The 22,591-nt window shown below is 74.3% G+C and carries 25 protein-coding genes; 11 read left to right on the plus strand and 14 right to left on the minus strand.

Annotated features, from left to right (window positions below):
• Positions 1-4: 4 nt before the first annotated feature.
• Positions 5-898, minus strand: a complete 894-nt coding sequence (locus tag ABZ497_RS04145) for a DMT family transporter (protein WP_329492235.1) — start codon at positions 896-898, stop codon at positions 5-7.
• A gap of 160 nt (positions 899-1,058) precedes the next feature.
• On the opposite strand from ABZ497_RS04145, the gene ABZ497_RS04150 reads away from it, so the two are divergent.
• From ABZ497_RS04150 to ABZ497_RS04165, 4 genes are all read left to right on the plus strand, one after another.
• Positions 1,059-1,619, plus strand: coding sequence for a hypothetical protein (locus ABZ497_RS04150; RefSeq protein ID WP_359803281.1), 561 nt, complete (start codon positions 1,059-1,061; stop codon positions 1,617-1,619).
• Positions 1,620-1,777: 158 nt separating this feature from the next.
• A complete protein-coding gene (locus ABZ497_RS04155) occupies positions 1,778-3,064 on the plus strand; it encodes a CBS domain-containing protein (RefSeq protein WP_352295863.1) in 1,287 nt (428 codons plus the stop codon).
• Between the two features lie 76 nt (positions 3,065-3,140).
• Positions 3,141-3,707: a DUF1003 domain-containing protein gene (locus ABZ497_RS04160; protein ID WP_359803322.1), complete on the plus strand. Its 567-nt coding sequence runs from the start codon at positions 3,141-3,143 to the stop codon at positions 3,705-3,707.
• Between the two features lie 56 nt (positions 3,708-3,763).
• A complete protein-coding gene (locus ABZ497_RS04165; RefSeq protein WP_329489475.1) occupies positions 3,764-4,924 on the plus strand; it encodes an Mrp/NBP35 family ATP-binding protein in 1,161 nt (386 codons plus the stop codon).
• Between the two features lie 59 nt (positions 4,925-4,983).
• On the opposite strand, the gene ABZ497_RS04170 is transcribed toward ABZ497_RS04165, so the two are convergent.
• The 4 genes from ABZ497_RS04170 to sigE all read right to left on the minus strand — a co-directional run bounded on the left by ABZ497_RS04170 (position 4,984) and on the right by sigE (position 8,329).
• On the minus strand, positions 4,984-5,658 hold the full coding sequence (locus ABZ497_RS04170; protein ID WP_329489474.1) for a hypothetical protein: 675 nt from the start codon (positions 5,656-5,658) through the stop codon (positions 4,984-4,986).
• A 208-nt stretch (positions 5,659-5,866) separates the two neighbouring features.
• Positions 5,867-6,310, minus strand: coding sequence for a sec-independent translocase (locus tag ABZ497_RS04175; RefSeq protein WP_359803284.1), 444 nt, complete (start codon positions 6,308-6,310; stop codon positions 5,867-5,869).
• 130 nt (positions 6,311-6,440) lie between these two features.
• Positions 6,441-7,478, minus strand: a complete 1,038-nt coding sequence (locus ABZ497_RS04180) for a zf-HC2 domain-containing protein (protein ID WP_359803286.1) — start codon at positions 7,476-7,478, stop codon at positions 6,441-6,443.
• A complete protein-coding gene (gene sigE / locus ABZ497_RS04185) occupies positions 7,475-8,329 on the minus strand; it encodes an RNA polymerase sigma factor SigE (protein WP_329492233.1) in 855 nt (284 codons plus the stop codon). Before sigE ends, ABZ497_RS04180 begins: the two co-directional genes overlap by 4 nt.
• Positions 8,330-8,541: 212 nt before the next feature.
• Here sigE and ABZ497_RS04190 point away from each other — a divergent pair, with 212 nt between their 5' ends.
• Entirely contained in the window at positions 8,542-9,150 is a 609-nt protein-coding gene (locus ABZ497_RS04190; RefSeq protein WP_329489471.1) for an O-methyltransferase, read from the plus strand.
• Positions 9,151-9,289: 139 nt separating this feature from the next.
• Here ABZ497_RS04190 and ABZ497_RS04195 read toward each other — a convergent pair whose 3' ends face one another.
• The gene (locus ABZ497_RS04195; RefSeq protein WP_014137929.1) at positions 9,290-9,457 is read right to left on the minus strand and encodes a DUF3117 domain-containing protein; all 168 of its coding nucleotides are present in this window, start codon (positions 9,455-9,457) and stop codon (positions 9,290-9,292) included.
• Between the two features lie 297 nt (positions 9,458-9,754).
• Between ABZ497_RS04195 and ABZ497_RS04200 the strand changes: the two genes are divergently transcribed.
• Positions 9,755-10,555, plus strand: coding sequence for an enoyl-CoA hydratase-related protein (locus ABZ497_RS04200; protein ID WP_329489470.1), 801 nt, complete (start codon positions 9,755-9,757; stop codon positions 10,553-10,555).
• A 75-nt stretch (positions 10,556-10,630) separates the two neighbouring features.
• Here ABZ497_RS04200 and ABZ497_RS04205 read toward each other — a convergent pair whose 3' ends face one another.
• Positions 10,631-11,221 (minus strand): DNA-3-methyladenine glycosylase I, encoded by a 591-nt coding sequence (locus ABZ497_RS04205; protein ID WP_329489469.1) that lies wholly within the window; start codon positions 11,219-11,221, stop codon positions 10,631-10,633.
• Positions 11,218-11,637 (minus strand): DivIVA domain-containing protein, encoded by a 420-nt coding sequence (locus ABZ497_RS04210; protein ID WP_352295877.1) that lies wholly within the window; start codon positions 11,635-11,637, stop codon positions 11,218-11,220. The genes ABZ497_RS04205 and ABZ497_RS04210 overlap by 4 nt, the downstream gene beginning before the upstream one ends.
• 174 nt (positions 11,638-11,811) lie before the next feature.
• Between ABZ497_RS04210 and folP the strand changes: the two genes are divergently transcribed.
• Positions 11,812-12,624 carry a dihydropteroate synthase gene (folP, locus tag ABZ497_RS04215; RefSeq protein WP_329492232.1) on the plus strand — a complete coding sequence of 271 codons (813 nt, stop codon included), beginning with the start codon at positions 11,812-11,814 and terminating at the stop codon, positions 12,622-12,624.
• Between the two features lie 29 nt (positions 12,625-12,653).
• On the opposite strand, the gene ABZ497_RS04220 is transcribed toward folP, so the two are convergent.
• On the minus strand, positions 12,654-13,463 hold the full coding sequence (locus ABZ497_RS04220; RefSeq protein WP_329489467.1) for a TIGR00730 family Rossman fold protein: 810 nt from the start codon (positions 13,461-13,463) through the stop codon (positions 12,654-12,656).
• Positions 13,464-13,608: 145 nt separating this feature from the next.
• Complete coding sequence (gene dapE / locus ABZ497_RS04225; RefSeq protein WP_352295883.1) at positions 13,609-14,682, minus strand: succinyl-diaminopimelate desuccinylase; 1,074 nt, start codon at positions 14,680-14,682, stop codon at positions 13,609-13,611.
• Positions 14,683-14,803: 121 nt separating this feature from the next.
• Here dapE and ABZ497_RS04230 point away from each other — a divergent pair, with 121 nt between their 5' ends.
• The gene (locus tag ABZ497_RS04230) at positions 14,804-15,826 is read left to right on the plus strand and encodes a hypothetical protein (protein WP_359803289.1); all 1,023 of its coding nucleotides are present in this window, start codon (positions 14,804-14,806) and stop codon (positions 15,824-15,826) included.
• A 328-nt stretch (positions 15,827-16,154) separates the two neighbouring features.
• Positions 16,155-16,919: a hypothetical protein gene (locus tag ABZ497_RS04235; protein ID WP_359803290.1), complete on the plus strand. Its 765-nt coding sequence runs from the start codon at positions 16,155-16,157 to the stop codon at positions 16,917-16,919.
• Between the two features lie 94 nt (positions 16,920-17,013).
• Here ABZ497_RS04235 and dapC read toward each other — a convergent pair whose 3' ends face one another.
• Positions 17,014-18,174, minus strand: coding sequence for a succinyldiaminopimelate transaminase (dapC, locus tag ABZ497_RS04240; RefSeq protein ID WP_329489463.1), 1,161 nt, complete (start codon positions 18,172-18,174; stop codon positions 17,014-17,016).
• 21 nt (positions 18,175-18,195) lie between these two features.
• Positions 18,196-18,525 (minus strand): ferredoxin, encoded by a 330-nt coding sequence (gene fdxA, locus ABZ497_RS04245; RefSeq protein ID WP_329489462.1) that lies wholly within the window; start codon positions 18,523-18,525, stop codon positions 18,196-18,198.
• A gap of 262 nt (positions 18,526-18,787) precedes the next feature.
• Here fdxA and ABZ497_RS04250 point away from each other — a divergent pair, with 262 nt between their 5' ends.
• A complete protein-coding gene (locus ABZ497_RS04250; RefSeq protein ID WP_359803292.1) occupies positions 18,788-19,669 on the plus strand; it encodes a GNAT family N-acetyltransferase in 882 nt (293 codons plus the stop codon).
• 95 nt (positions 19,670-19,764) lie between these two features.
• On the plus strand, positions 19,765-20,658 hold the full coding sequence (locus ABZ497_RS04255; protein ID WP_359803293.1) for a transglutaminase-like domain-containing protein: 894 nt from the start codon (positions 19,765-19,767) through the stop codon (positions 20,656-20,658).
• A 42-nt stretch (positions 20,659-20,700) separates the two neighbouring features.
• Here the strand turns inward: ABZ497_RS04255 and ABZ497_RS04260 are convergent, their stop codons facing one another.
• Entirely contained in the window at positions 20,701-21,336 is a 636-nt protein-coding gene (locus tag ABZ497_RS04260) for a response regulator transcription factor (protein WP_329489459.1), read from the minus strand.
• A gap of 24 nt (positions 21,337-21,360) precedes the next feature.
• Positions 21,361-22,587, minus strand: coding sequence for a histidine kinase (locus ABZ497_RS04265; RefSeq protein WP_359803294.1), 1,227 nt, complete (start codon positions 22,585-22,587; stop codon positions 21,361-21,363).
• Positions 22,588-22,591: the final 4 nt, after the last annotated feature.

Genomic DNA, 22,591 nt, shown 5'->3' on the forward strand with positions numbered 1-22,591 from the left:
GCCGTCACCGCCGGCCGCCCCGGGCGACCAGGACCAGGCCCAGCAGGATCAGCACCACCGCCGGGTAGGCGGCCACCGGGGGCCACTGCCCGAGCCAGAGCGCCGCGATCAGCGCGGCGCCCGGGGTCTCCAGCAGGATGGCGGTGGAGGTGACGGACGGGCCGAGGGTGCGCACCACCCGGTTGCTGAGCGAGTGGCCGAGCAGCTGGGCGGTGACCATCAGCAGCACGATCTGCCACCAGACGCCGGCCGGCCAGCCGGCCATCGGCGTCCCGGCCACCAGGCAGACCACCAGCAGGACGGCCGCCGTGGTGGCGTAGCAGACCAGGGTGTAGGCGGTGGTGCTGACGGTCCGGCGGACCTCGGCCCCCAGCAGCATGTAGCCGGCCGCGGCGAGGCCCGCGCCCAGCGCCAGCGCGTCGCCCAGCAGGGCCCGCGGCGAGAGCGTGAGGTCGACCCCGGTGAGCACCAGCACACCGGCGAACGCCACCGTCATGCCGATCCACACCGCGCGGGGCGCCCGCACCCCGCCGAGGCGCATCAGCAGGATGGTCCAGAGCGGCGTGGTGGTCACCAGCGCGGTCGCCGAGGCCACCGAGGTCATCCGCAGGCTCGGCATCCAGAGCGCGAAGTGCACGGCGAGCAGCGCGCCGGCCGCCGCCGCCAGCAGCAGTGCCCGGCGACCGATCCCGCGCAGCTCGGCCCGGTGCCGCAGCAGCGCGTACGGACCCAGCACGCCGACCGACATGACGTTGCGCCAGAACGCGATCGCCAGGGCGGGCGCGGCGGTGGCGCTGATCAGCGGCGCGGAGAGCGAGATGCCGGAGACCGAGACGGCGAGCAGCAGCAGGTCCAGCCTGGGGAGCGGGTGCGGCGGCGGCGCGGCGGGGCCGGACACGGTGGCGGGGGCTGCGGTCTCGGGCCGGGTCGGCACGGTGCTCCTCGGGCTCGGGGTGGGAGTCGGGCGGCTCCTAAGGTAAGGCCCGTGCGGCCGTCTTGGAACTGTCGCCCGACCGGTGAGACACCCCGTGGACAGCCCAGGCCGTACGCTGTCCGCCATGGACCGTACGCCCGCCGCAGCCGCCACCGCCGACGACTTCCTCGACCAGGCCCTCCTGGAGGAGGCCGCGAAGAAGTCCGGCCTGCTCTGGGTGCGCGCGGACGGCCAGGAGCACAGCCGCCCGCTCTGGCACGCCTGGCACGACGGCGCGGTGGTCGTGGTCGGCGACGGCGCCGAGCAGCCGCTGCACGGCCTGACCGCCGGGGCCGGCGCGGTGGTGACCGTCCGCAGCAAGGACAAGGGTGGCCGGCTCACCGGCTGGACGGCCCGCGTGGTCGAGCCGGAGCCGCACGGCGAGGCCTGGCTGGGCGCCGTCGAGGAGCTCAAGGGCAAGCGGCTGAACGCGCCCGACACCGACACCATCGCCGACCGCTGGGCCCGCGAGTGCCGGGTGCTCCGGCTGGAGCCGGTCGGCACCGGGCGGGACCTGCTCGCCGAACACCCGGGCGCCATGCCCGACGAGTCCCACGCCACCGCGCCGCTGCCCACCTCGGCCACCACCCGCGAGCCCGTACCGGCCGGCCTCCCGAAGCTGCTGTTCAAGCGCCGCAAGCGCTGAGCCCGCGCCGCGCCGCCGCTCAGCCCTCCCCGGACGGCCGGATCGGCGCCGTGGCTCGTCGGGCCGGGTGCGGGACGCGCGGGTAGCCTGGGGCTGGTCCGACAAGCCGCGGGCCGCGCCCGCGCGCTCCTGGGGGCGCCGAGCGAGCGAGGGAGTCCATGGCAGGGGCAGGCAGCCGGGTCTTCATCTCGCACCTCTCCGGCGTCGCCGTCTTCGACCCGAACGGCGACCAGGTCGGCCGGGTGCGCGACGTGGTGGTCACGCTCCGCCTCGGCGGCCGGCCGCCCCGGGTGCTCGGTCTGGTGGTCGAGGTGATCGGCCGGCGCCGGATCTTCCTGCCGATGACCAGGGTGACCAGCCTGGAGTCCGGCCAGGTGCTCACCACCGGCGTGATCAACATGCGCCGCTTCGAACAGCGCCCGTCCGAGACCCTCGTGCTCGGCGAACTGCTGGACCGCACCGTCAGCTGGACCAAGACCGGTCAGGACGTCACCGTCCTGGACGTCGCGATGGTGCAGACCCGGCTGCGCGAGTGGGAGATCAGCAAGGTCTTCGTCCAGGTCGGCCGGGTCGGCCGGCTGCGCAAGGCCAAGGGCGAGTCGCTCACCCTGGACTGGCAGGACGTCACCGGCTTCAGCCTCACCGAGGAGGGCCAGGGCGCCGCCAACCTGCTCGCCACCTTCGACCAGCTGCGCCCCGCCGACCTCGCCAACGTCATGCACCACCTCTCCGCCAAGCGCCGCGCCGAGGTGGCCGCCGCGCTCGACGACGAGCGGCTCGCGGACGTCCTGGAGGAGCTGCCCGAGGACGACCAGGTCGAGATCATCGGCAAGCTGAAGGACGAGCGCGCCGCCGACGTGCTGGAGGCGATGGACCCGGACGACGCCGCCGACCTGCTCTCCGAGCTGCCCGGCGACGAGGCCGAGCGCCTGCTCCAGCTGATGGAACCGGACGAGGCCGAGCCGGTCCGCCGACTGCTGCGGTACGAGGAGAACACCGCCGGCGGTCTGATGACCACCGAGCCCATCGTGCTGGAGCCGGACGCCACGGTGGCCGAGGCGCTGGCCCGCGTCCGGGTCGCGGACAACAAGCCGGCGCTGGCCGCGCAGATCTTCGTCTGCCGCCCGCCGAACGAGACGCCGACCGGCAAGTACCTGGGCACCGTGCACTTCCAGCGGCTGCTGCGCGAGCCCCCGTACACCCTGGTCGGCTCGCTGGTGGACGACGACCTCGACCCGCTGCCGCCGGACACCCCGCTGTCCCTGATCACCAGCTACCTGGCGACGTACAACATGGTCGCCGCGCCGGTGGTCGACGAGGCGGACCACCTGGTCGGCGCGGTGACCGTCGACGACGTGCTCGACCACCTGCTGCCGGAGGACTGGCGCGAGGCCGCCCTGCACGGACCGGACGACGAGCGAGAGGTGCTGACCGGTGGACGCTGACCGCAAGGGCCGACGGGAGGACACCCCCCGCCAGCGCCTCCAGGGCGAGCTGCGCCAACTGCGCCAGCTGCGCGAACTGCGCGCCCGGGAGGGCGCCCGCGAGCGCCGCGCCGAGCCCTCCACCGGCGTCGCCTCCCGCTCCCGGCTGGACCAGCCGCGGACCACCAGGCCCGGCCTGATCACCCTGCCGACGTACGACCCGGAGGCCTTCGGCAAGCTCTCCGAGCGGATCGCGCGCTTCCTGGGCACCGGGCGGTTCATCGTCTGGATGACCGTCGTCGTGGTCGTCTGGGTGGGCTGGAACACGGTGCTGCCGGACGCCGTCCACTTCGACGACTACCCGTTCATCTTCCTCACCCTGATGCTCTCGCTGCAGGCCTCGTACGCGGCGCCGCTGATCCTGCTGGCGCAGAACCGCCAGGACGACCGGGACCGCGTCAACATGGAGCAGGACCGCGCCCGCAGTGATCGGAACATCGCCGACACCGAGTACCTGACCCGGGAGGTGGCGGCCCTGCGCCAGGGCCTCGGCGAGGTCGCCACCCGGGCTTTCATCGCCTCGGAGCTGGGCGCGGTCCGCTCCGAACTGCAGTCCCTGCTCAAGGAGATCGACGAACGCCGGGAGGGTTCCGGGATGCTGTGACCGGCAGCACGCTACCGACCGGTTAAGCGGTACGCCCGGCGCCGTACCATCAAGGCATGGCCAACGAGACAGAGGTCGCGGCCGGCGTCACGGAGGAGTCCGTACGCCAGGCGCTGGCGACCGTGAACGACCCGGAGATCAACCGTCCGATCACCGAGATCGGCATGGTGAAATCGGTCGAGATCGCCGAGAGCGGCGAGGTCCGCGTCGCGGTCTACCTCACCGTCTCCGGCTGCCCGATGCGTGACACCATCGTCACCCGGGTGCGTGACGCGGTCGGCGCGGTCCCCGGCGTCACCGGCGTCGAGGTCGAGCTCGACGTGATGAGCGACGAGCAGCGCAAGGAGCTCTCCCAGCTGCTGCGCGGCGGCGCCCCGGAGCGCGAGATCCCGTTCGCCAAGCCGGGCACGCTGACCCGGGTCTACGCGGTCGCCTCCGGCAAGGGCGGCGTCGGCAAGTCCTCCGTGACGGTGAACCTCGCGGCCGCGATGGCCGCGGACGGCCTGAAGGTCGCCGTGGTGGACGCCGACATCTACGGCCACAGCGTGCCGCGCATGCTGGGCGTCGAGGGCCGGCCCACCCAGGTCCAGGACATGATCATGCCGCCGCAGGCGAACGGCGTGAAGGTCATCTCGATCGGCATGTTCACCCCCGGCAACGCCCCGGTGGTCTGGCGCGGCCCGATGCTGCACCGCGCGCTCCAGCAGTTCCTGGCCGACGTCTACTGGGGCGACCTGGACGTCCTGCTGCTGGACCTGCCGCCCGGCACCGGCGACATCGCGATCTCGGTCGCGCAGCTGGTCCCGAACGCGGAGATCCTGATCGTCACCACCCCGCAGATGGCCGCCGCCGAGGTGGCCGAGCGGGCCGGCACCATCGCGGTGCAGACGCACCAGAAGATCGTCGGCGTGATCGAGAACATGTCCGGCATGCCCTGCCCGCACTGCGACGAGATGATCGACGTGTTCGGCACCGGCGGCGGCCAGATCGTCGCGGACGCGCTCACCCGGACCGTCGGCGCCAACGTGCCGGTGCTCGGCTCGATCCCGATCGACGTCCGGCTGCGCGAGGGCGGCGACGACGGCCGCCCGGTCGTGCTCGCCGCGCCCGACTCCCCCGCCGGCGCCGCCCTGCGCGCCGTCGCGGGCAAGCTCGGCGGCCGCCAGCGCGGCCTGTCCGGTCTCTCCCTCGGCCTCACCCCGAAGAACAAGTTCTGATCCTCGCGAAGGGCCGGGCGGTTCGCCCGGCCCTTCGTGCTGTCCCGGGGCGGGGCGGGCTACGGGCGGGTGTAGGCGGTCAGGTCGGGGACGGTGGAGAAGCCGGTGCCGTAGGCGCTGACGCCGCGGCCGTAGGCGCCGAGGAGGACGCCGGGGGCCTCGCCCGCGAGGACCCAGCCGTACTCGGACTCGCGGTAGCGGAAGGGCTGCGGCAGGCCGTTCACCGGGAGGCTGAGGGTGGACCACCCGGGGCCGGCCAGGTCGTCGGCGAGGTCCCAGGCGAGGGTGCTCTGCTGGTCCAGCCAGTCCTGGCGCAGCGTGCGGTCCAGCTGGCCCGGCCAGGTGGAGGCGAGCAGGCCGGAGCCGGCCAGCCAGGCGGCGGAGGAGGCCGAGGTCGCCTCCAGCGTGCCGGTGTTGTCGGCGCTGCGGCGGCTGCCCCGGCGGGCCACCGTGACGACCACGGCGAACTTGCGCATGTCCCGCGGCTCGTACTGCCGGGCCGGCTCCTCACCGTGGCCGAGGGTGCCGTAGTCGACGCTGCCGGGCGCGCCACCGCGCGGGCCGCCGGCGCCAGCCTGGATCAGGTAGCGGCGGCCGGTCCAGCCGTCGTCCAGGCCGTACCAGGGGAAGTCCGCCGACAGGTAGGGGACCAGTGGGTCGGCCGGGCCGGCCTGTCCGCCGACCGTCGGGCCGTCGGCCGTCGCCGTCCCCACCGCATGACTCGTCGCGTCCATCCCGGGCCTCCTCAACGCAGATCTCCTGCCGTGGTGCGCTCCCATGGTGGCGTACCGCGGCGTTCCCGCCGGGTGCCTTCGGGCCGGAACCGACCGGAAGTGACCGATGGCACAGCGGGAACATTCAGCACAATAGCGGCGCACACGCCGCCGCCCCGCTCAGCCGTGCGGCCGGGCGGGGCGGTGGCGTCGTCGGAGCGACGCGGGATCAGGTGGCGTCGGGGTCGAACGGAGGGCGCTCGCCGGGCTGGAGCGCGGCGCCGGCGGAGGCCGGGGCCACCGCGGCGGACTTGTCCATGCTGACCGTGCCGGCGCGCCCGTGGCCGTTCACGGCGGCGGCGGGCTTGTCGTCCAGCACCGAGCGGATGTCCAGGCTGTCCCGCATCTCCTTGAGGCCCAGCGGGTCGTCCTGGCCGCCCATGAGCTGCTTGCGGACGAAGGTCTTGGGGTGGAGGTCCTCGAACTCGAAGTCCTTGAACTCCGGGCCCAGCTCGCTGCGGATGTCCTCCTTGGCCGAGTCGGCGAAGGAGCGGACCTTCTTGATGAAGCCCATGGTGTCCTGGATCAGCTTCGGCAGCTTGTCCGGACCGAAGATCACGATGGCCATGATGACCAGAGTCAGGATCTCCAGTCCGCCTACGTCGCTGAACACCTAAGCTCCCTCAGCTCGTCGGACAACGGGTTCCTACAGCGTAATGGCCACTGTCGGATCCGGACCCCACAGTGTGATGAAGCCGTGGTGAAGAGCCGTCGATGGCCATGGCCGCGGTGGCCGGTCCGCGCTACCGGTTCTCCTGGTGCAGCCCGGCGAGGCCCGAGCTCGGGGTCCGGTCCGGCACGATCTGCTGCGGGGTCGCGCTGCGGGTGGCCGCCACCGGGCGGACCGGGAAGTCCACCGGGACCTGGGCCTTCATCGGGGCGTACCCGCCGCCGCGGCCGGGGTTGCCGGCCGGGCTCACCGAGGTGCCGTGCTGATCGTCGCTCTGTGCGGCGAAACCGCCGACCCCGCCCAGCGTCACCGCGGCGACCGAGAAGGCCCCGGCGGCGGCGAAGACGAAGCGGCGCCCGCGCGGCGGAGCCTGCCGGGTCACCACCGGGCCGGTGGCGGCCGCGGCCGGGCGCGGCACCGAGGAGGCCTCGGGACGGCCGGAGCGCCGGCCCATCAGCGGGCGCAGCACCGAGCTCCCGCGCCCGAACGCGCGGGGGTCGACACCGGGGACCGGTGCGTCGGCGCCGAGCGCGCCCGCACCGAAGGCGCCCGCGCCGCGGCCGAAGGAGCCGCCGTTCAGCCGGCTGCCGCCGAGCGTGCCGCCGGTCTCCGGCCGGGGGGACCCCCAGGCCGCGGGCAGCCCGCCGCCGGGCAGGTCGTCGTCGTCCCGGCGCGGCCGCTCGGCGGGAGCGTCCTCGTCCTGGAGCGTGCCGACGGCCATCAGCCGGGACATCAGCGCCGAGGACGGGCCGGGGGTGCCGGTCCGGGTCAGCAGGTGCTTCACGGCGCGGCCCTCGTCGGCCTCGGCGAGGCATTGCGGGCAGGTCGCCAGATGGGCCTGGACGCGGTCGCGGGAGTCGTGGCCGAGTTCGCCGTCGACGAAGGCGGAGAGCCGCTCCCCGAGGTGGTGCTCCTCGGCGGCGGGTTCGGCGGGCCGGAGGGCGACCGCGCGCAGCGACGCCTCACCCGGCAGGGCCGGAACGGGCGGCAGCGGGTCCTCGGCGCCGTCCTCGTGGCCGCGCCGGCCCAGCTGGGGCCAGCCGCCGCGCCAGGCGGCGGCCTTGCCGGGAGCGTCCGGCCGACCCGGTCCCGACCGGCCGGTTCCGCTCACGATCGCCTCCGTCCGCGCCCGCCCGGCGCGACCGTGGCCTCACCCGCGGCGGCGCCGACCGGCACCGGTACCGGCTCCTCGGAGCCGCCCCGGCGCTCGCGGCCCGGGGCCGCGCCGGGGGCGCGGTGCTTCAGCGCGGCGCGCAGGTGCGAGCGGCCGCGGTGGATCCGGCTGCGGACGGTGCCGAGCTTGACGCCCAGCGTCGCCGCGATCTCCTCGTAGGAGAGGCCCTCGATGTCGCAGAGCACCACGGCGGCGCGGAACTCCGGGGCGAGGGTGTCCAGCGCCTGCTGGACGTCGGCGTCGAAGTGGGTGTCGCTGAAGTGCTGGGCCGGGCTGGGCTCGCGGCTGGCCAGGCGCTCGGCCGCGTCGTCGCCGAGCGCGTCGAAGCGGATCCGCTGGCGCCGGCGGACCATGTCCAGGAACAGGTTGGTGGTGATCCGGTGCAACCAGCCCTCGAACGTGCCGGGGGTGTAGGTCGACAACGAACGGAACACCCGGACGAAGACCTCCTGGGTGAGGTCCTCGGCGTCGTGCTGATTCCCCGTCAGGCGGTAGGCGAGTCGGTAGACGCGGGCGCTGTGCGCCTCGACGATCTCCTCCCAGGAGGGCGGAGTCCAGGTCTGCGCGTCGGGACCCTCGGCGAAGCTCGCGAGGGCGGCGGGTGCCTCGGTGGTACCGGCGGCCGGCGTCGCGGCGACCGGCTGGTCCAGGGTGGAGTGCGCAGACTGGTTCATCACGGGCTTCGGCGTACGGGCTGACGCGGTGCCGCGGGAGTGCCGCCGCACAGGGACGTCGCCCTCGGCCACACCTCCTCGGTTGGCTCTTCTGCCCAGCAGGGCCACCACCATATCCACCTCGCCCGTCAAGCCCGGATAAAAGTGCCCGGGGGGTATCGCGGGGGTATCCGTCGACCGGTCCCTTCCTCAGCAACGGCCCGCCGCCGTACGCGGTTCCCGGTCGGCCAGTAATCTGTGCCAGGAAATATCGACTTCCGCTCGGCACCGGGCCATCGCCCGGGGCTCCGAAAGAGGCAGCCATCAGCGAGTTCGGGCCCGCGCGCGTGGCCCTCTCCGACACCTTCGTCGGCGAGGACGCGGTGCTCACCTACGCCCGGGCACAGTCCGCGCGCACCGGTATCAGGGCGATCGGACCGGGAGGCGGGGCCTGTCTGCGGCTGCTGGCGGCCGCCCTGGACGCCAAGGCGGTGGCCGAGATCGGCACCGGGACGGGCGTCTCCGGCGTCTACCTGCTGCGCGGGATGCGCCCGGACGGGGTGCTCACCACCGTCGACACCGAACCGGTGCGCCAGCAGCTGGCCCGGGAGGCGTACCACGCGGCCGGGTTCGCGGCGAACCGGTCCCGCTTCATACCGGGCCGGGCCCTGGACGTGCTGCCGCGGCTCGCGGACGGCCAGTACGACCTGGTCTTCTGCGACGGGGACCCGGCGGAGTCCCGGGAGTACCTGGCGGAGTCGCTGCGGCTGCTGCGGCCGGGCGGGATGGTCTGCTTCGAGGGCGTCTTCCAGGAGGGCCGACTGGCCGAGCCGGACCAGCAGGACCCGCAGACGCACGCGGTGCGCGACCTGGTCCGGGACGTCCGGGAGAGCGAGGCCCTGCTGCCGGCGCTGCTGCCGGTGTCGGACGGGCTGCTCTGCGCCGTGAAGCGCTGACCGGGCCGGGGCCCCGACGGCGGCCCGACGGCGGCCGCCCGGGAAACACGCCGCCCGGAAACCACAGAGCCCGGGCCGACGTAGTGTCGTACCCGGGCCCGGCGGCACATCTCCAGGAGATGGGGAGCACCCGCTGCGGTCAGCCGCAGGCCTTCTTCAGAGCCTCGCCCAGGGCGTCGGCCTCGTCAGGCGTGAGCTCCACCACAAGGCGTCCGCCGCCTTCGAGCGGAACGCGCATGATGATGCCCCGCCCCTCTTTGGTGACTTCGAGCGGGCCGTCACCCGTCCGCGGCTTCATGGCCGCCATGCTCGTTCCCCTTCCTGCAACCGCTCAGCTACGCACCGGCAGTCCGTCCACCGCCGGTATCGAACGCATTGATCGGAAGCCATTATCCCGCATGCCACGGCCTGATGACCAACATCACTCTCGGCGCAACCACGGCCGGACCGGCTCCAAGCGCCACATTTCCTGCCATAAGCCCCGGCGCGGCGGCGGTCGGCGCGCCGCCGAAAGGTGCGATACCTCACACTCCCCACCCGGCCGCACGCTCCGGCATCCTGACACACGACCGAGCTGTGCCGATCGCAAGGGAGCCCCTCGCCCATGTCCGATTCCGTGCTGTACGAGCTGGACGGCGGCCTCGCCGTCATCACCATCAACCGCCCCGGGGCGATGAACGCGCTGGACACCGCCACCAAGGTGGCCCTGCGCGACACCATGACCGCCGCCGCCGAGGACCGGGCGGTGCGGGCGGTGCTGCTCACCGGCGCCGGTGAGCGGGCGTTCTGCGTCGGGCAGGACCTCAAGGAGCACCTGGGCCTGCTCAAGCGGGCCGAGGAGACCGGTGAGGGCGCGCTGAAGACCGTCTCCGAGCACTACAACCCGCTGGTGCGGGCGCTGGCGGGGATGCGCAAGCCGACGGTGGCGGCGGTCGGCGGCGTCGCGGCGGGCGCGGGCGCCTCGCTGGCCTTCGCCTGCGACTTCCGGATCGTCGCGGACACGGCCGGCTTCAACACGGCCTTCGCCGGGATCGCCCTGACCGCCGACTCGGGTGCCTCCTGGACGCTGCCCCGGCTGGTCGGGCACGCCAAGGCCACCGAGCTGCTGATGCTGCCGCGCACGGTGAAGGCCACCGAGGCGATGGAGCTGGGCCTGGCCACCAAGGTCGTCCCGGCCGCCGAGCTGGCCGCCACCGCCCGGGTCTTCGCCAAGGAGCTGGCCGAGGGCCCGACGGTCGCGTACGGCGCCATCAAGGAGTCGCTCGCGTACGGCGCCTCGCACTCCCTGGACGAGCTGCTCGACAAGGAGGACGAGCTGCAGACCCTGGCCGGCGACAGCGAGGACCACCGGATCGCGGTGCGCGCGTTCATCGCCAAGGAGAAGCCGACGTACCTGGGCCGCTGAGGCCCGGCGGGGCACCGCCCGGGCCGTGCGGGCCCGGGCGGGGTCCGGCGGGGCCCTCCCGGGGCCCGGGAGGGCCTAGACGGCCCGCAGGGCGCTCCGGACGTGGCAGTCCGCCAGGTGGTCGTCGACCAGGCCGCAGGCCTGCATCAGCGCGTACGCGGTGGTCGGGCCGACGAAGCGGAAGCCCGCCTTCTTGAGCGCCTTCGCCAGCGCCGTCGACTCGGGCGTGACGGCCGGGACCTCCGCCAGGGTGCGGGGGGCCGGCCGGTCCGGCGCACCGGCGTACTGCCAGATCAGCGCGTCCAGGCCGCCGTCGAGGTCGCGGGCGACCTTCGCGTTGGCGATCGACGCCTCGATCTTGGCCCGGTTGCGGATGATGCCCGCGTCGCCGAGCAGCCGCTCGACGTCCGCGGGGCCGAACTCGGCGACCTTGTCGATCGCGAAGCCCTCGAACGCGGCCCGGAAGCCCTCCCGGCGGCGCAGGATGGTGATCCAGGACAGGCCGGACTGGAAGGCCTCCAGGCAGACCCGCTCGAACAGCGCGTCGTCGCCGTGGACCGGGCGGCCCCACTCGGTGTCGTGGTAGAGCCGGTAGTCGTCCGCCGAGTCGCCCCAGCCGCAGCGGCGCAGGCCGTCCGCACCGAGCGCCGCACCGGCCTCGGTCACTGGTCCGCCGCCGGCTTCGCACCCTCCGGGCCCTTGGTCAGCGTGCTGACGGGCTCCACCACCTGCGCGAACTCCTCCAGCCCGGGCAGCGGTTCGGCCCCGGCGTCCGGGCCGGTGGCCTCGACGGCGCCGCGGACCGCGCCGGCGGCCTCCAGCTCGGCGATCCGCGAGTCCCGGTAGGCGAGTTCGGCACCGAGACGGTCCAGGACGTCGTCCACCTCGTCCATCCGGTAGCCGCGCACGGCCATCGGCAGCCGGATGCCGTCCACGTCGTCCCGGCTCAGCGGACGGTCCTGCGGCAGCCGGGCGGCGATCCGGTCCTGCACCGCCTCCGGCAGTGAGCCGCCCCCGCCGAGCGCCACCAACGCGGCGCCTCCGACCACGACGGCCATCGCCACCACGATCACCCAGAACACGAGCGGTCCTCCCGACTTCCCTGCCGGCGCTGACAACAGTGCCCGGCTCACGATCATGACAGCATGGTTCCCGATAGGCCGGGGGCCATCATCGCACCCGGAGCAGCTGTGGAGGAGACATCGGTGGCACTGCGCCTGGGACCACGGGAATTCGGTGACGACGAGCTGGTGATCATGGCCATCGTCAACCGCACTCCGGACTCGTTCTTCGACAAGGGCGCCACCTTCGCGGACGAGGCCGCGTTCGCCGCCGCCGACCGCGCGATGGCCGAGGGCGCCGCGATCCTGGACATCGGCGGGGTGAAGGCCGGACCGGGCGACGAGGTGACCGTCGAGGAGGAACTGCGGCGCACCGTGCCGTTCGTGGCGGAGCTGCGCAAGCGCCACCCGGAGGCCGTGATCAGCGTGGACACCTGGCGCCACGAGGTCGGCGAGGCGGTCTGCGAGGTGGGTGCGGACCTGCTCAACGACGCCTGGGGCGGGGTCGATCCGAAGCTGGCCGAGGTGGCCGCCCGGTACGACGCCGGCCTGGTCTGCACCCACGCGGGCGGCGCCGAACCGCGGACCCGGCCGCACCGCACCGGCTACCCGGACGTGATGGCGGACATCCTGCGGGTGACGGTCGGCCTGGCCGAGCGGGCGGTGGAGCTGGGCGTGCGGCGGGACGCGGTGGTCATCGACCCGGGGCACGACTTCGGGAAGAACACCCGGCACTCGCTGGAGGCGACCCGCCGGCTGCCGGAGATGACCGCGACCGGCTTCCCGGTGCTGGTCTCGCTCTCCAACAAGGACTTCGTCGGCGAGACCCTGGACCGGCCGGTGAACGAGCGGCTGCTCGGCACGCTGGCGACCACGGCGGTCTCGGCCTGGCTGGGCGCCCGGATCTACCGGGCGCACCAGGTGGCCGAGACCCGGCAGGTGCTGGACATGGTCGCCTCGATCCGGGGCACCCGCCCCCCGGCGGTCGCCCGCCGGGGGCTGGCGTAGGGCGCCCCCTCCTTCGGCTCCCCCGGCCCTCAGATCTCGTTCGCCGGGCGGCGGGCGTCGGCGAGGATCTTCATGACCTCGTCGATGTCGTCGGTGATGTGGAACAGCTCCAGGTCGTGCGGGGCCGCCTTGCCCTGCGCGACCAGGGTGTTCTTCAGCCACTCGTAGAGGCCGCCCCAGTACTCGCTGCCGAAGAGGATCACCGGGAACCGGGTGACCTTCTTCGTCTGCACCAGGGTCAGCGCCTCGAACATCTCGTCCAGCGTGCCGAGGCCGCCGGGCAGCACCACGAAGCCCTGCGCGTACTTCACGAACATCGTCTTGCGGACGAAGAAGTAGCGGAAGTTCAGCCCGAGGTCGACGAACTCGTTGAGCCCCTGCTCGAAGGGCAGCTCGATGCCGAGGCCCACGCTCAGGCCGCCGGCGTCCGAGGCGCCGCGGTTGGCCGCCTCCATCGCGCCCGGGCCGCCGCCGGTGATCACCGCGTAGCCGGCCTCCGCCAGCGCCCGGCCGATCGCCACGCCCGCCGCGTACTCGGGGGAGTCGACCGGCGTCCGGGCGGATCCGAAGACGCTGATCGCGGCCGGGAGTTCGGCCAGCGCGCCGAAGCCCTCGACGAACTCCGAGGTGATCCGCAGCACCCGCCAGGGGTCGGTGTGCAGCCAGTCCGTCGGGCCGGTGGTGTCCAGCAGGCGCTGGTCCGTCGTGCTGGTGCCGACCTGGTCCCGGCGCACCAGCACCGGGCCCTTCTGCTTCTCGGGCCACGCCTTCTTCGGGCGCGGCTCGCCCACCTGCTCGGGCCCGTGTCCGTAGTGCTTCTCGTCTCCAGTGCCTGTCATGACGAAACCCTACGCCCGACGATCCCGGTTTTCAGGCAACGGTGAGAGGTCGGTTGGGCGACCGGAAGATGGCGTTCGACGACGGACCTGCTGGTCCGGGCGGCCGCGCCGGCCGGCGGCGGACCGTCCGGCCGGCCGCGGCGGCTCAGTCGGTCAGCCAGGCGCGCAGTCGCTCCTCGGTCTCGGCGATCGCGGCGAGCGAGCAGTACTCGTCCCGCTTGTGCGCCATGTTCGGGTCGCCCGGGCCGTAGTTGACCGCCGGGATGCCGAAGGCGCTGAACCGGGCGACGTCGGTCCAGCCGAACTTGGCCCGGGCGACGCCGCCGGTGGCGGCCAGGAAGGCCCGGGCGGCCGGCTGGTCGAGCCCGGGGAGGGCGCCGGGGGCGGAGTCGGTGACGGTCACCTCGAAGCCGTCGAAGACCTCGCGCAGGTGCTTCTCGGCCTCCGCCTCGCTACGGTCCGGCGCGAAGCGGAAGTTGACCGTCACCACGCACTCGTCGGGGATGACGTTGCCGGCCACGCCGCCGTCGATCCGGACGGCGTTCAGGCCCTCGCGGTACTCCAGGCCGTCGATCTCCACCCGGCGCGGCTCGTACCCGGCGAGCCGGCCGAGCACCTCGGCGGCGTGGTGGATCGCGTTGTCGCCGAGCCAGCCGCGGGCCGCGTGGGCGCGCACCCCGGTCAGCCGGACCTGGATCCGCATGGTGCCCTGGCAACCGCCCTCGACGGCGGCCCCGCTGGGCTCCATCAGCACGGCGAAGTCGGCGGCCAGCCAGTCCGGGTGCCGGGCGGCGAGGTGGCCGAGGCCGTTGCGGTGGGCCTCCACCTCCTCGCAGTCGTAGAAGACGAAGGTGAGGTCCCGGTTGGGCTCGGCCAGGGTGGCGGCCAGCCGGAGCTGGACGGCCACCCCGGACTTCATGTCGGAGGTGCCGCACCCGTAGAGCAGGTCGCCCTCGACGTAGGAGGGCACGTTGTCGGCGATCGGCACGGTGTCCAGGTGGCCGGCGAGCAGCACGCGCTCGGCGCGGCCCAGGCCGGTACGGGCCACCACGTTGTTGCCGTACCGGTCCACGGTCAGGTGCGGGTAGGCCCGCAGCGCCGCCTCGACGGCGTCGGCGAGCGCCTGCTCGTCGCCGCTGACCGAGGGGAAGTCGACGAGCCGGGCGGTCAGCGCACCGCCGTCGAGGGTGAGGTCCAGGGGCGTCTCAGAGCTGCTCATGGTCCTTCAGCCTAGTCGTGGGCGACCGGCCGCCCCGTGCGGCGGATCGCAACCGGTGGCGCCGCACATCCGTCCGAGTGGGTACGGTGTGCGATCAGGAACAGCGTGGAGAGGGGCGGCGGTGGCCAGGAAGAGGCGCGGCGAGCAGGGCGGCGACACGGCGCCCCGACGGCGGCGCAGGCCGTTGCGCGCGGTGCTGGTCGTCCTGCTGGCGCTCGTGGTGGTCGCGGTCGGCCTGTACTGGCTGCGCGACACCAAGCTGACGCCCGAGGGCTGCACGGTCAAGACGGCCTCGGGCGAGGGCACCCTGGAGATCCCGCAGGCGGCCAACGCCGCGACGATCGCCGCCGTGGCGCACTCGCGCGGACTGCCGGACCGCGCGGTGACCATCTCGCTGGCCACCGCGATGCAGGAGTCCAAGATCCGCAACCTGGCGGGCGGCGACCGGGACTCGGTCGGCCTCTTCCAGCAGCGTCCCTCGCAGGGCTGGGGCACCGTGGAGCAGATCATGGACCCGGTCTACGCGACCAACAAGTTCCTGGACGGCCTGGTCAAGGTCCCCGGCTACACCCGGCTGCCGCTGACCGACGCGGCCCAGCAGGTGCAGAAGAGCGGCTACCCGCAGGCCTACGCCAAGCACGAGACCAAGGCGACGCTGCTCGCCTCGGCGCTGACCGGCCGCGAGGCGGGCGCGCTGAACTGCGTGGTGCACGACTTCGCCGCGCCCGAGCCGGAGCCGGACGACACCGCGCCGACCGCCACCGGCTCCCCCGCGGCCCCGGCCGCCGCGGCCCCGCTGCCCGACCGGGTGCAGGTGCTGAGCGACCGGGTGCGCCGCGAGTTCGGCCGGACGGTGACGCCGGCGGCCGGCTACACCTCGACCGTCAAGGGCGCCGAGCAGGCCGTCTCGCTGACCCCGGACCCGGCGGCGAGCACCGACGCCGGCCCGGACGCCGAGCGGCAGAACGGCTGGGAGGTGGCGCACTGGGCGGTGACGCAGGCCCAGCAGCTGGGCATCGAGACGATCGCCTACGACGGGAAGGTCTGGCGCAAGTCCAAGTCCGAGGGCGGCTGGAAGCCCCAGCCGACGGGCACCTCGACCAAGCTGGTGCTGGTCTCGCTCGCCCCGGTCGGGAAGCCCTGAGCGGAAGGCCGCCGGAGCGGCTCCGAACGGCCGCTCCGGCGGGCTGACGCACTGGTGTCCGGGTTGCCGCCGAAGGAGTGATTCCGGTCAACCCAGGTGGACGGGCGGCCGGCGCCGGAGTCCGACCCGAAGAACCGTCACTCCCCTTGGCCCGCCCCGCCCGCACGCCCGCGGCCGGGCCGTTCGCCACCCCCCGGCACCGGTCCTACGATCCGATCGTCGGTAAGGCCGTTTCCTTGCACCGGCCGAAACCTTCTGGCTTCTGAAGCGGTAAGAACGTCGTCCGCCCGGCGGACAGGACGGACCCAAGACCCTTTCGAGGAGCCCCATGTCTCACTCCCTCACGCGCCGGATCGCCCAGGCCGCACTGCTCGTGGCGGCCGGCGCGACCCCGCTCGTCGCGGCCGGCACCGCGTCCGCCGCCGACGCGCTGCTGCCCAAGTCCGACCTGGCGGCGCCGCTCGGCCAGCTGACCAACACCGACGCGGGATCCACCCTGCAGCACACCACCCACGAGCTGGGCCAGGCCGCCGGGGACACCGGCGCCGCCACCGTCGCCGCGGGCGTCCCGGCGACCGCCGACGCCACCGGCAACATCGTCGCCCACCAGCTGCCCGAGGCGAACGAGAAGGCCAGCTCGCTGACCGCCCCGGTGGACAAGACCGCCGCCACCACCGGCCAGCTCTCCGGCATCACCCCGAAGGTCGCCGCCGCACTGGCCGGCAAGCTCGGCGAGGCCGTCAACGGCGGCCCGGGCGCGACCGGCCGCAGCGCGGCCGCCGGCGCCAACCCGGTCGGCGGGCTCTCGCAGACCGCCGCCCTGACCCAGGGCCTGCCGGGCGCCGGTGCGCTCGCCGGCGCCGTCCCCGGGACCAACGCCGTGACCGACGCGCTCCCGCTCGGCGCCCTGGGCCGCGCGCTGCCGGCCGAGGTCCCCGGCACGGACGTGCTCGGCCTGGCCGAGCACGGCTCGGCCAACCGCCTCGGCGGCGCCGACCTCGGCCCGAACTCCCCGCTGGCCGGTCTCAGCCCGATCACCGGCCTGCTCGGCGGGATCGGCGGCGGTGGCCTCGGCGGCCTGCCGATCGGCTGATCCGGCGCCGCCCGGCGCGCCCCGCACAGCACCGAAGGGGGCCGGTGTCCCGTCCTGGACACCGGCCCCCTTCGCCGCGCTCGGGCTCCGCGGGTCAGCCGCGCAGCCGCTCCACGGCCGCCGCGACCCGCTCGTCGGTCGCGGTGAACGCGACCCGGACGAACCGCTCGCCGGCCGGCCCGTAGAAGTCGCCGGGCGCCACCAGGATGCCCAGCCCGGCCAGTTCGGCCACCGTCTCCCAGCACGGCCGGTCCTGGGTCGCCCACAGGTACAGGCTCGCCTCCGAGTGCTCCACCCGGAAGCCGTACGCCTCCAGCGCCGCGCGCAGGGCCGCCCGGCGGGCGGCGTAGCGCCCGCGCTGCTCGGCCACGTGCGCGTCGTCGGCGAGCGCCGCGACGACCGCCGCCTGGACCGGGGCCGGGACGATCATCCCGCCGTGCTTGCGCACCCCCAGCAGCTCCTTGACCACCACCGGGTCGCCCGCCACGAAGGAGGCGCGGTACCCCGCCAGGTTGGAGCGCTTGGACAGCGAGTGGACGGCCAGCAGGCCCTCGTGCTGCGTCCCGTCGTCGGCGGCGCCGCAGACGTCCGGGTGCAGCACGGAGGCCGGGTCGGCCTCCCAGCCCAGCTCCAGATAGCACTCGTCGCTGACCAGCAGCGCCCGGTGCTCCCGGGCCCACTCGACCGCGCGGCGCAGCTCGTCCGCGCCGAGCACCCGGCCGGTCGGGTTGGAGGGCGAGTTGACCCAGAGCAGGCGGACCCGCGAACCGTCCAGCTCGTCCACCGAGTCGTACTCGACCGGCTCCGCGCCGCAGAGCCGCGCGCCGACCTCGTAGGTCGGGTAGGCCAGCCGCGGGTAGGCCACCTGGTCACCGGGGCCGAGGCCGAGCTGGGTCGGCAGCCAGGCCACCAGCTCCTTGGAGCCGACCGTGGGCAGGACGGCCTGCGGGCCGATCTCGGCGCCGACCCGGCGGCGCAGCCATCCGGCGATCGCCTCGCGCAGCTCCAGCGGGCCCCAGACGGTCGGGTAGCCGGGCGTGTCGGTGGCCGCGGCCAGCGCCTTCTGGATCACCTCGGGAACCGGGTCGACCGGGGTGCCCACCGAGAAGTCGCAGAGCCCGCCGGGGTGGGCCAGCGCCGTCTTCTTGTACGGCTCCAGCTTGTCCCAGGGGAAGACCGGCAGGAGATCGGAAACGCGGCGCGCCGCCCCCGGGTGGCCCGGGAACGGCGCGTGCGTGCTGTTCTTGGTACTCACAGCTCAGTTGCCACCGATCGTTCAGTGCTCGTCGGTGTTCTGCGGCGGCAGAGCGGCGATGAAGGGGTGGTCGCGCTCGATCAGGCCGAGCTTCGAGGCGCCACCGGGCGAACCGAGGTCGTCGAAGAACTCGACGTTCGCCTTGTAGTAGTCCTTCCACTCCTCCGGAGTGTCGTCCTCGTAGAAGATCGCCTCGACCGGGCAGACCGGCTCGCAAGCGCCGCAGTCGACACACTCATCCGGGTGGATGTAGAGCGATCGCTCGCCCTCGTAGATGCAGTCAACCGGGCACTCTTCGATGCAGGCCTTGTCCTTGACGTCGACACAAGGCTGCGCGATGACGTAGGTCACGCTGTCGTTCCTCCTCGGAAGGGCTCGGCGGCCCATTCTGTTTGCTCGCGTGCGCGGGTGAGCGCGGCGTCGTCGATGCCCGCCCCTAGTATCGCGGGTCGGAGACCGCAAATGCACAGGAGGTGCCCAGATGGCGGCTGGCGGGCCGGTCCAGGACCGTCCGGAGGTCCGGATAGATCGCTCTGACGTGGGACTACGGGTGTCAGTTCGGCGTGTCGCGGAGTTCGTGGACGACAGGCCGGTATTCCGCGATGTGATCGGTGTGCTCACATCCTGGGACGATCATGAGCTTACCGTCGCCCCGCGGCGCGGCGCTCCGGTCACCTTCGCGGAGAAGCTGCTGGTCGCGGGCAAGGTGGTGCCGCTCTTCCCGGCCCGGCGGGCCGCGCTGCCCGTCGCCCCGCCGGAGGAGCTCCAGCGGATCGCCGCGCGCGGCTGGCCCGCCGTCGAGCAGGAGCCGCTCGGCGGGTGGACGCTGCGGGCGTCCGCCGGCTTCACCCGGCGGGCCAACTCGGTCCAGACCCTCGGCGACCCCGGCCTGCCCCTGGACGAGGCGCTCGCGACCGTCCGGCGGTGGTACGCGGCGCGCGGCCTGCCGGCCTGGGTGGAGGTCAGCACGCCCGGCTCGCCCGAGGACCTGCGCGGCGAGCTGGACCGGCTGGGCGCGGCGTACTCGCCGACGCTGGTACGGATCGCCCCGCTGGCCCCGCTGGCCCGGCTCGGCTCCGGCCACCGGCGCGTGCGGCTCGCCCGGACGGCCGGCGCCGAGTGGATGTCGCTGTACCGGCGGGTCACCGGCGACCCGGCGGTGGAGGAGGCGGCGCGGCAGGTGATCCACGGCGGCCCGTCGGTCTGGTTCGCCACCGCGCCGGGCGCGCCCGGGCAGCCGCCGCTGGCCATCGGACGCTGCGTCATCGACGGCCCGTGGGCCTGCTTCGGCGCGATCGAGGTCGCCCCGTACGCCCGGCGTGCGGGCCTGGCCACCACGCTGATGGCGGTGCTCGCCGCCCGGGCCGCCGAGGAGGGCGCGACCGGTGCCCACCTCCAGGTCGAGGCGGAGAACGATGGTGCGATCGCGCTCTATGACGGACTTGGCTTCACGACCAGTCACACTTACCACTACGCCCGCCTGCCCCAGGGGTAGCGCGGTCGTGGCGCCACGTCCGTCCGCCCCACCCGCCCGTCGGCCCGGCCGCCGGTGCCACCCGTCAGTTCCGTTCCGCCTGTCCGTCCGCCCGCATGAAAGCCGTCGCAGCCACCGTGACCGAGCAGAGCCGAGCACGCTTCCGGACCGAGGCCCGGGCCGAGCACCCCGATCCGGTGCTGCTCTGCCTGCTCGCGGCCGCCGAACACAGCCCCGTCCCGGACCCGGACGACCCCCGGGACCCGCCCACCCTGGAGGCCCTGCTGGCCGCCTGCGAGGCGGCCCTGGAGCGGCACGCCGCCGCCGTCCGGCTCGCCGTCGCCGAGCGGGCCCCGGCCGGGCCGGAGGAGACGGCCGCGCTGCTGGCCGCCGTGCTCGGCGGGCGGGAGCGGTTCCACGGGCGGCAGTCCGACTACCGGCGGCTGGAGTCCTCGCTGCTGCCCGACGTGCTGCGGCGCCGGCGCGGCCTGCCGATCATGCTCGCGCTGGTCTGGACGGCGGTCGGCCGGCGGGCCGGCGTGCCGGTGCACGGGATCGCGCTGCCGGGCCACTTCATCGTCGCGGTCGGCGGCCCGGCCGGCGGGGACGACTACGTCCTGGCCGACCCGTTCCACGGCGGGCGGCTGCTCGACCTGGAGGACGCGGCCGGCCTGGTCCGGGCCGCCGGCCACCCGTTCTCGCCCGAACTGCTCACCCCGGCCCAGCCGCTGGACACCGTGCTGCGGGTGCTCGGCAACATCCGCGCCTGGGCCGCCGAGCGCCCCGAGCACGCCCGCACCCAGCTCTGGGCCACCGAACTCTCCCTGCTGCTGCCCCGGCACCCGGCCCAGCTCCGGCTGGAGCGGGCGGAACTGCTGGTGCGGACCGGCGACTTCCTCGGCGGCTCGGCCGAGATGGACGCCTACGCCGAGATCCTGGACGCCTTCGACCCGGACACCGCGGCGAAGGTCCGCCTGGAGGCCCGGGCGGCCCGGCACCGGCTCAACTGACCGCCGCCGGGCCGCGCCCCGTCCGTCCGGCCCGCGCCGGGCCTACAGCCAGCCCTTCTCGCGGGCGATCCGGACCGCCTCGGTGCGGTTGCGGGCCTCGGTCTTCTGGATCGCCATCGAGAGGTAGTTGCGCACCGTCCCCTCGGAGAGGTGCAGCCGGCGGGCGATCTCGGCGTTCACGGCGCCGTCCGCGGCGGCCGCGAGCACGTCCCGCTCGCGCGCCGTCAGCGGGTTCGCCCCCTCGGCGAGCGCGGCGGCGGCCAGCACCGGGTCGATCACCCGCTCGCCGCGCAGCACCCGGCGGATCGCCTCCGCCAGCTCGGCCGCCGGGGCGTCCTTGACCAGGAAGGCGTCCGCCCCCGACTCCATCGCCCGCCGCAGGTAGCCGGGGCGGCCGAAGGTGGTCGCGATCACGACCCTGGTCTGCGGCCGCAGCCGGCGCAGCTCCGCCGCGGCCTCGATCCCGGTCATGCCGGGCATCTCGATGTCCAGCACCGCGACCTGCACGTCGTGGGCGACCGCCGCGTCCACCACCTCGTCGCCGCGCCCCACCTGGGCCACCACGTCGATGTCCCCCTCCAGCCCGAGCAGCGCGGCCAGCGCCTCCCGGACCATCCCCTGATCCTCCGCCAGCAGCACGCGGACGGACGGGGCACCGTCGTTTCGCATCTCACTCATGCCGACGACCTTAGGCCCGCGCCCCTACACGACGGAGACCGAGCGCAGCGGGACCAGCGCGCGCAGCCGGAACCCCCGGCCGCGGTCGCCCGGGCCGGTCTCCAGCCGGCCGCCGACCAGCGCCAGCCGCTCCTCCAGCCCGGAGAGCCCGTTGCCCGGCCCGGACTTGCCCGGCCCGGCCCCGTTGTCGCAGACCTCCAGGACGGCGTACCGCTCGCCGCCGCCCTCCCACGTCTCGTCCGCCCGCACCGTGCAGACCGTGGCCCCCTCGCCGTGCCGGACGATGTTGGTGACCGCCTCGCGCAGCGCCCAGGCCAGCGCGCCGGCCTCCTCGTTGGCCAGCCCGGGCCAGGCGTCCACCAGCTCCGGCGCCGCCTCCAGGCTGACCTGCGCGGCCGCCAGCGCCGTCCGGGCGGCGGCGAGTTCGACCGGCAGGGTGGGCCGGCGGAAGCCGGTCACCGCCTCCCGGACGTCGATCAGCGACTGCCGGGCCACCTTCTCGATGTCGGCGACCTGCGCCCGCGCGGCCTCCTCCTTGCCACCGTCCATGAAGCGCCCGGCCAGCTCGCTCTTCAGCGTGATCAGCGACAGCGAGTGCCCGAGCAGGTCGTGCAGGTCCCGGGCCATCCGCAGCCGCTCCTCCGAGGCGGCGAGGTGGGCGACGGCGGCCCGTGCCTCGCGCAGCTCCCGCATGGTCGCGACCAGGCGCTGCAGCCCGGTCATGGCGGCCCCGGAGAGGAAGGCGGTGAGCGCGATGGTGGGGATGTCCCCGTGGTCGGCACGGCTGAGCAGCCCGACCACGACGGTCAGCCCGGCCATCGCGGCGACCCCGGCGAGCGCGAAGCGCACCGGCGCGATGATCGCCACGGCGACCGAGGCGTAGGTGAAGAGCGTGAGCCACGCGGTGCCGAGGCCGAAGGAGGTGACGACCGCCGTCACGATCATCGCCGCGACCACCACCCGGCAGGCCAGCGGCCGCATGCCGGCCATCGAACGGAACACCACCAGGCTGACGTAGCAGCCGACGAACGCCACCAGGGCGATCCAGCCGGCCACCGTCGCCGCGGGCGAGTGCCCGTCCTTGAGCAGGTCGCCCACCGGGTAGAGCAGGTAGACCATCCAGAGCAGCATCCAGCTGACCTTGACCAGCAGCTGCCGCCGGTTCTCCACGGTGGCGCCGGGGACGTTCATGAAGGACACCGGCCCCGCCTCCGGCTCGTCGGTGCGGTGGGTGCGGGGCGTGTCGGACATGGTG

This window comes from Kitasatospora sp. NPDC005751, from assembly GCF_040630835.1.
Classification (GTDB): Bacteria; Actinomycetota; Actinomycetes; order Streptomycetales; family Streptomycetaceae; genus Kitasatospora.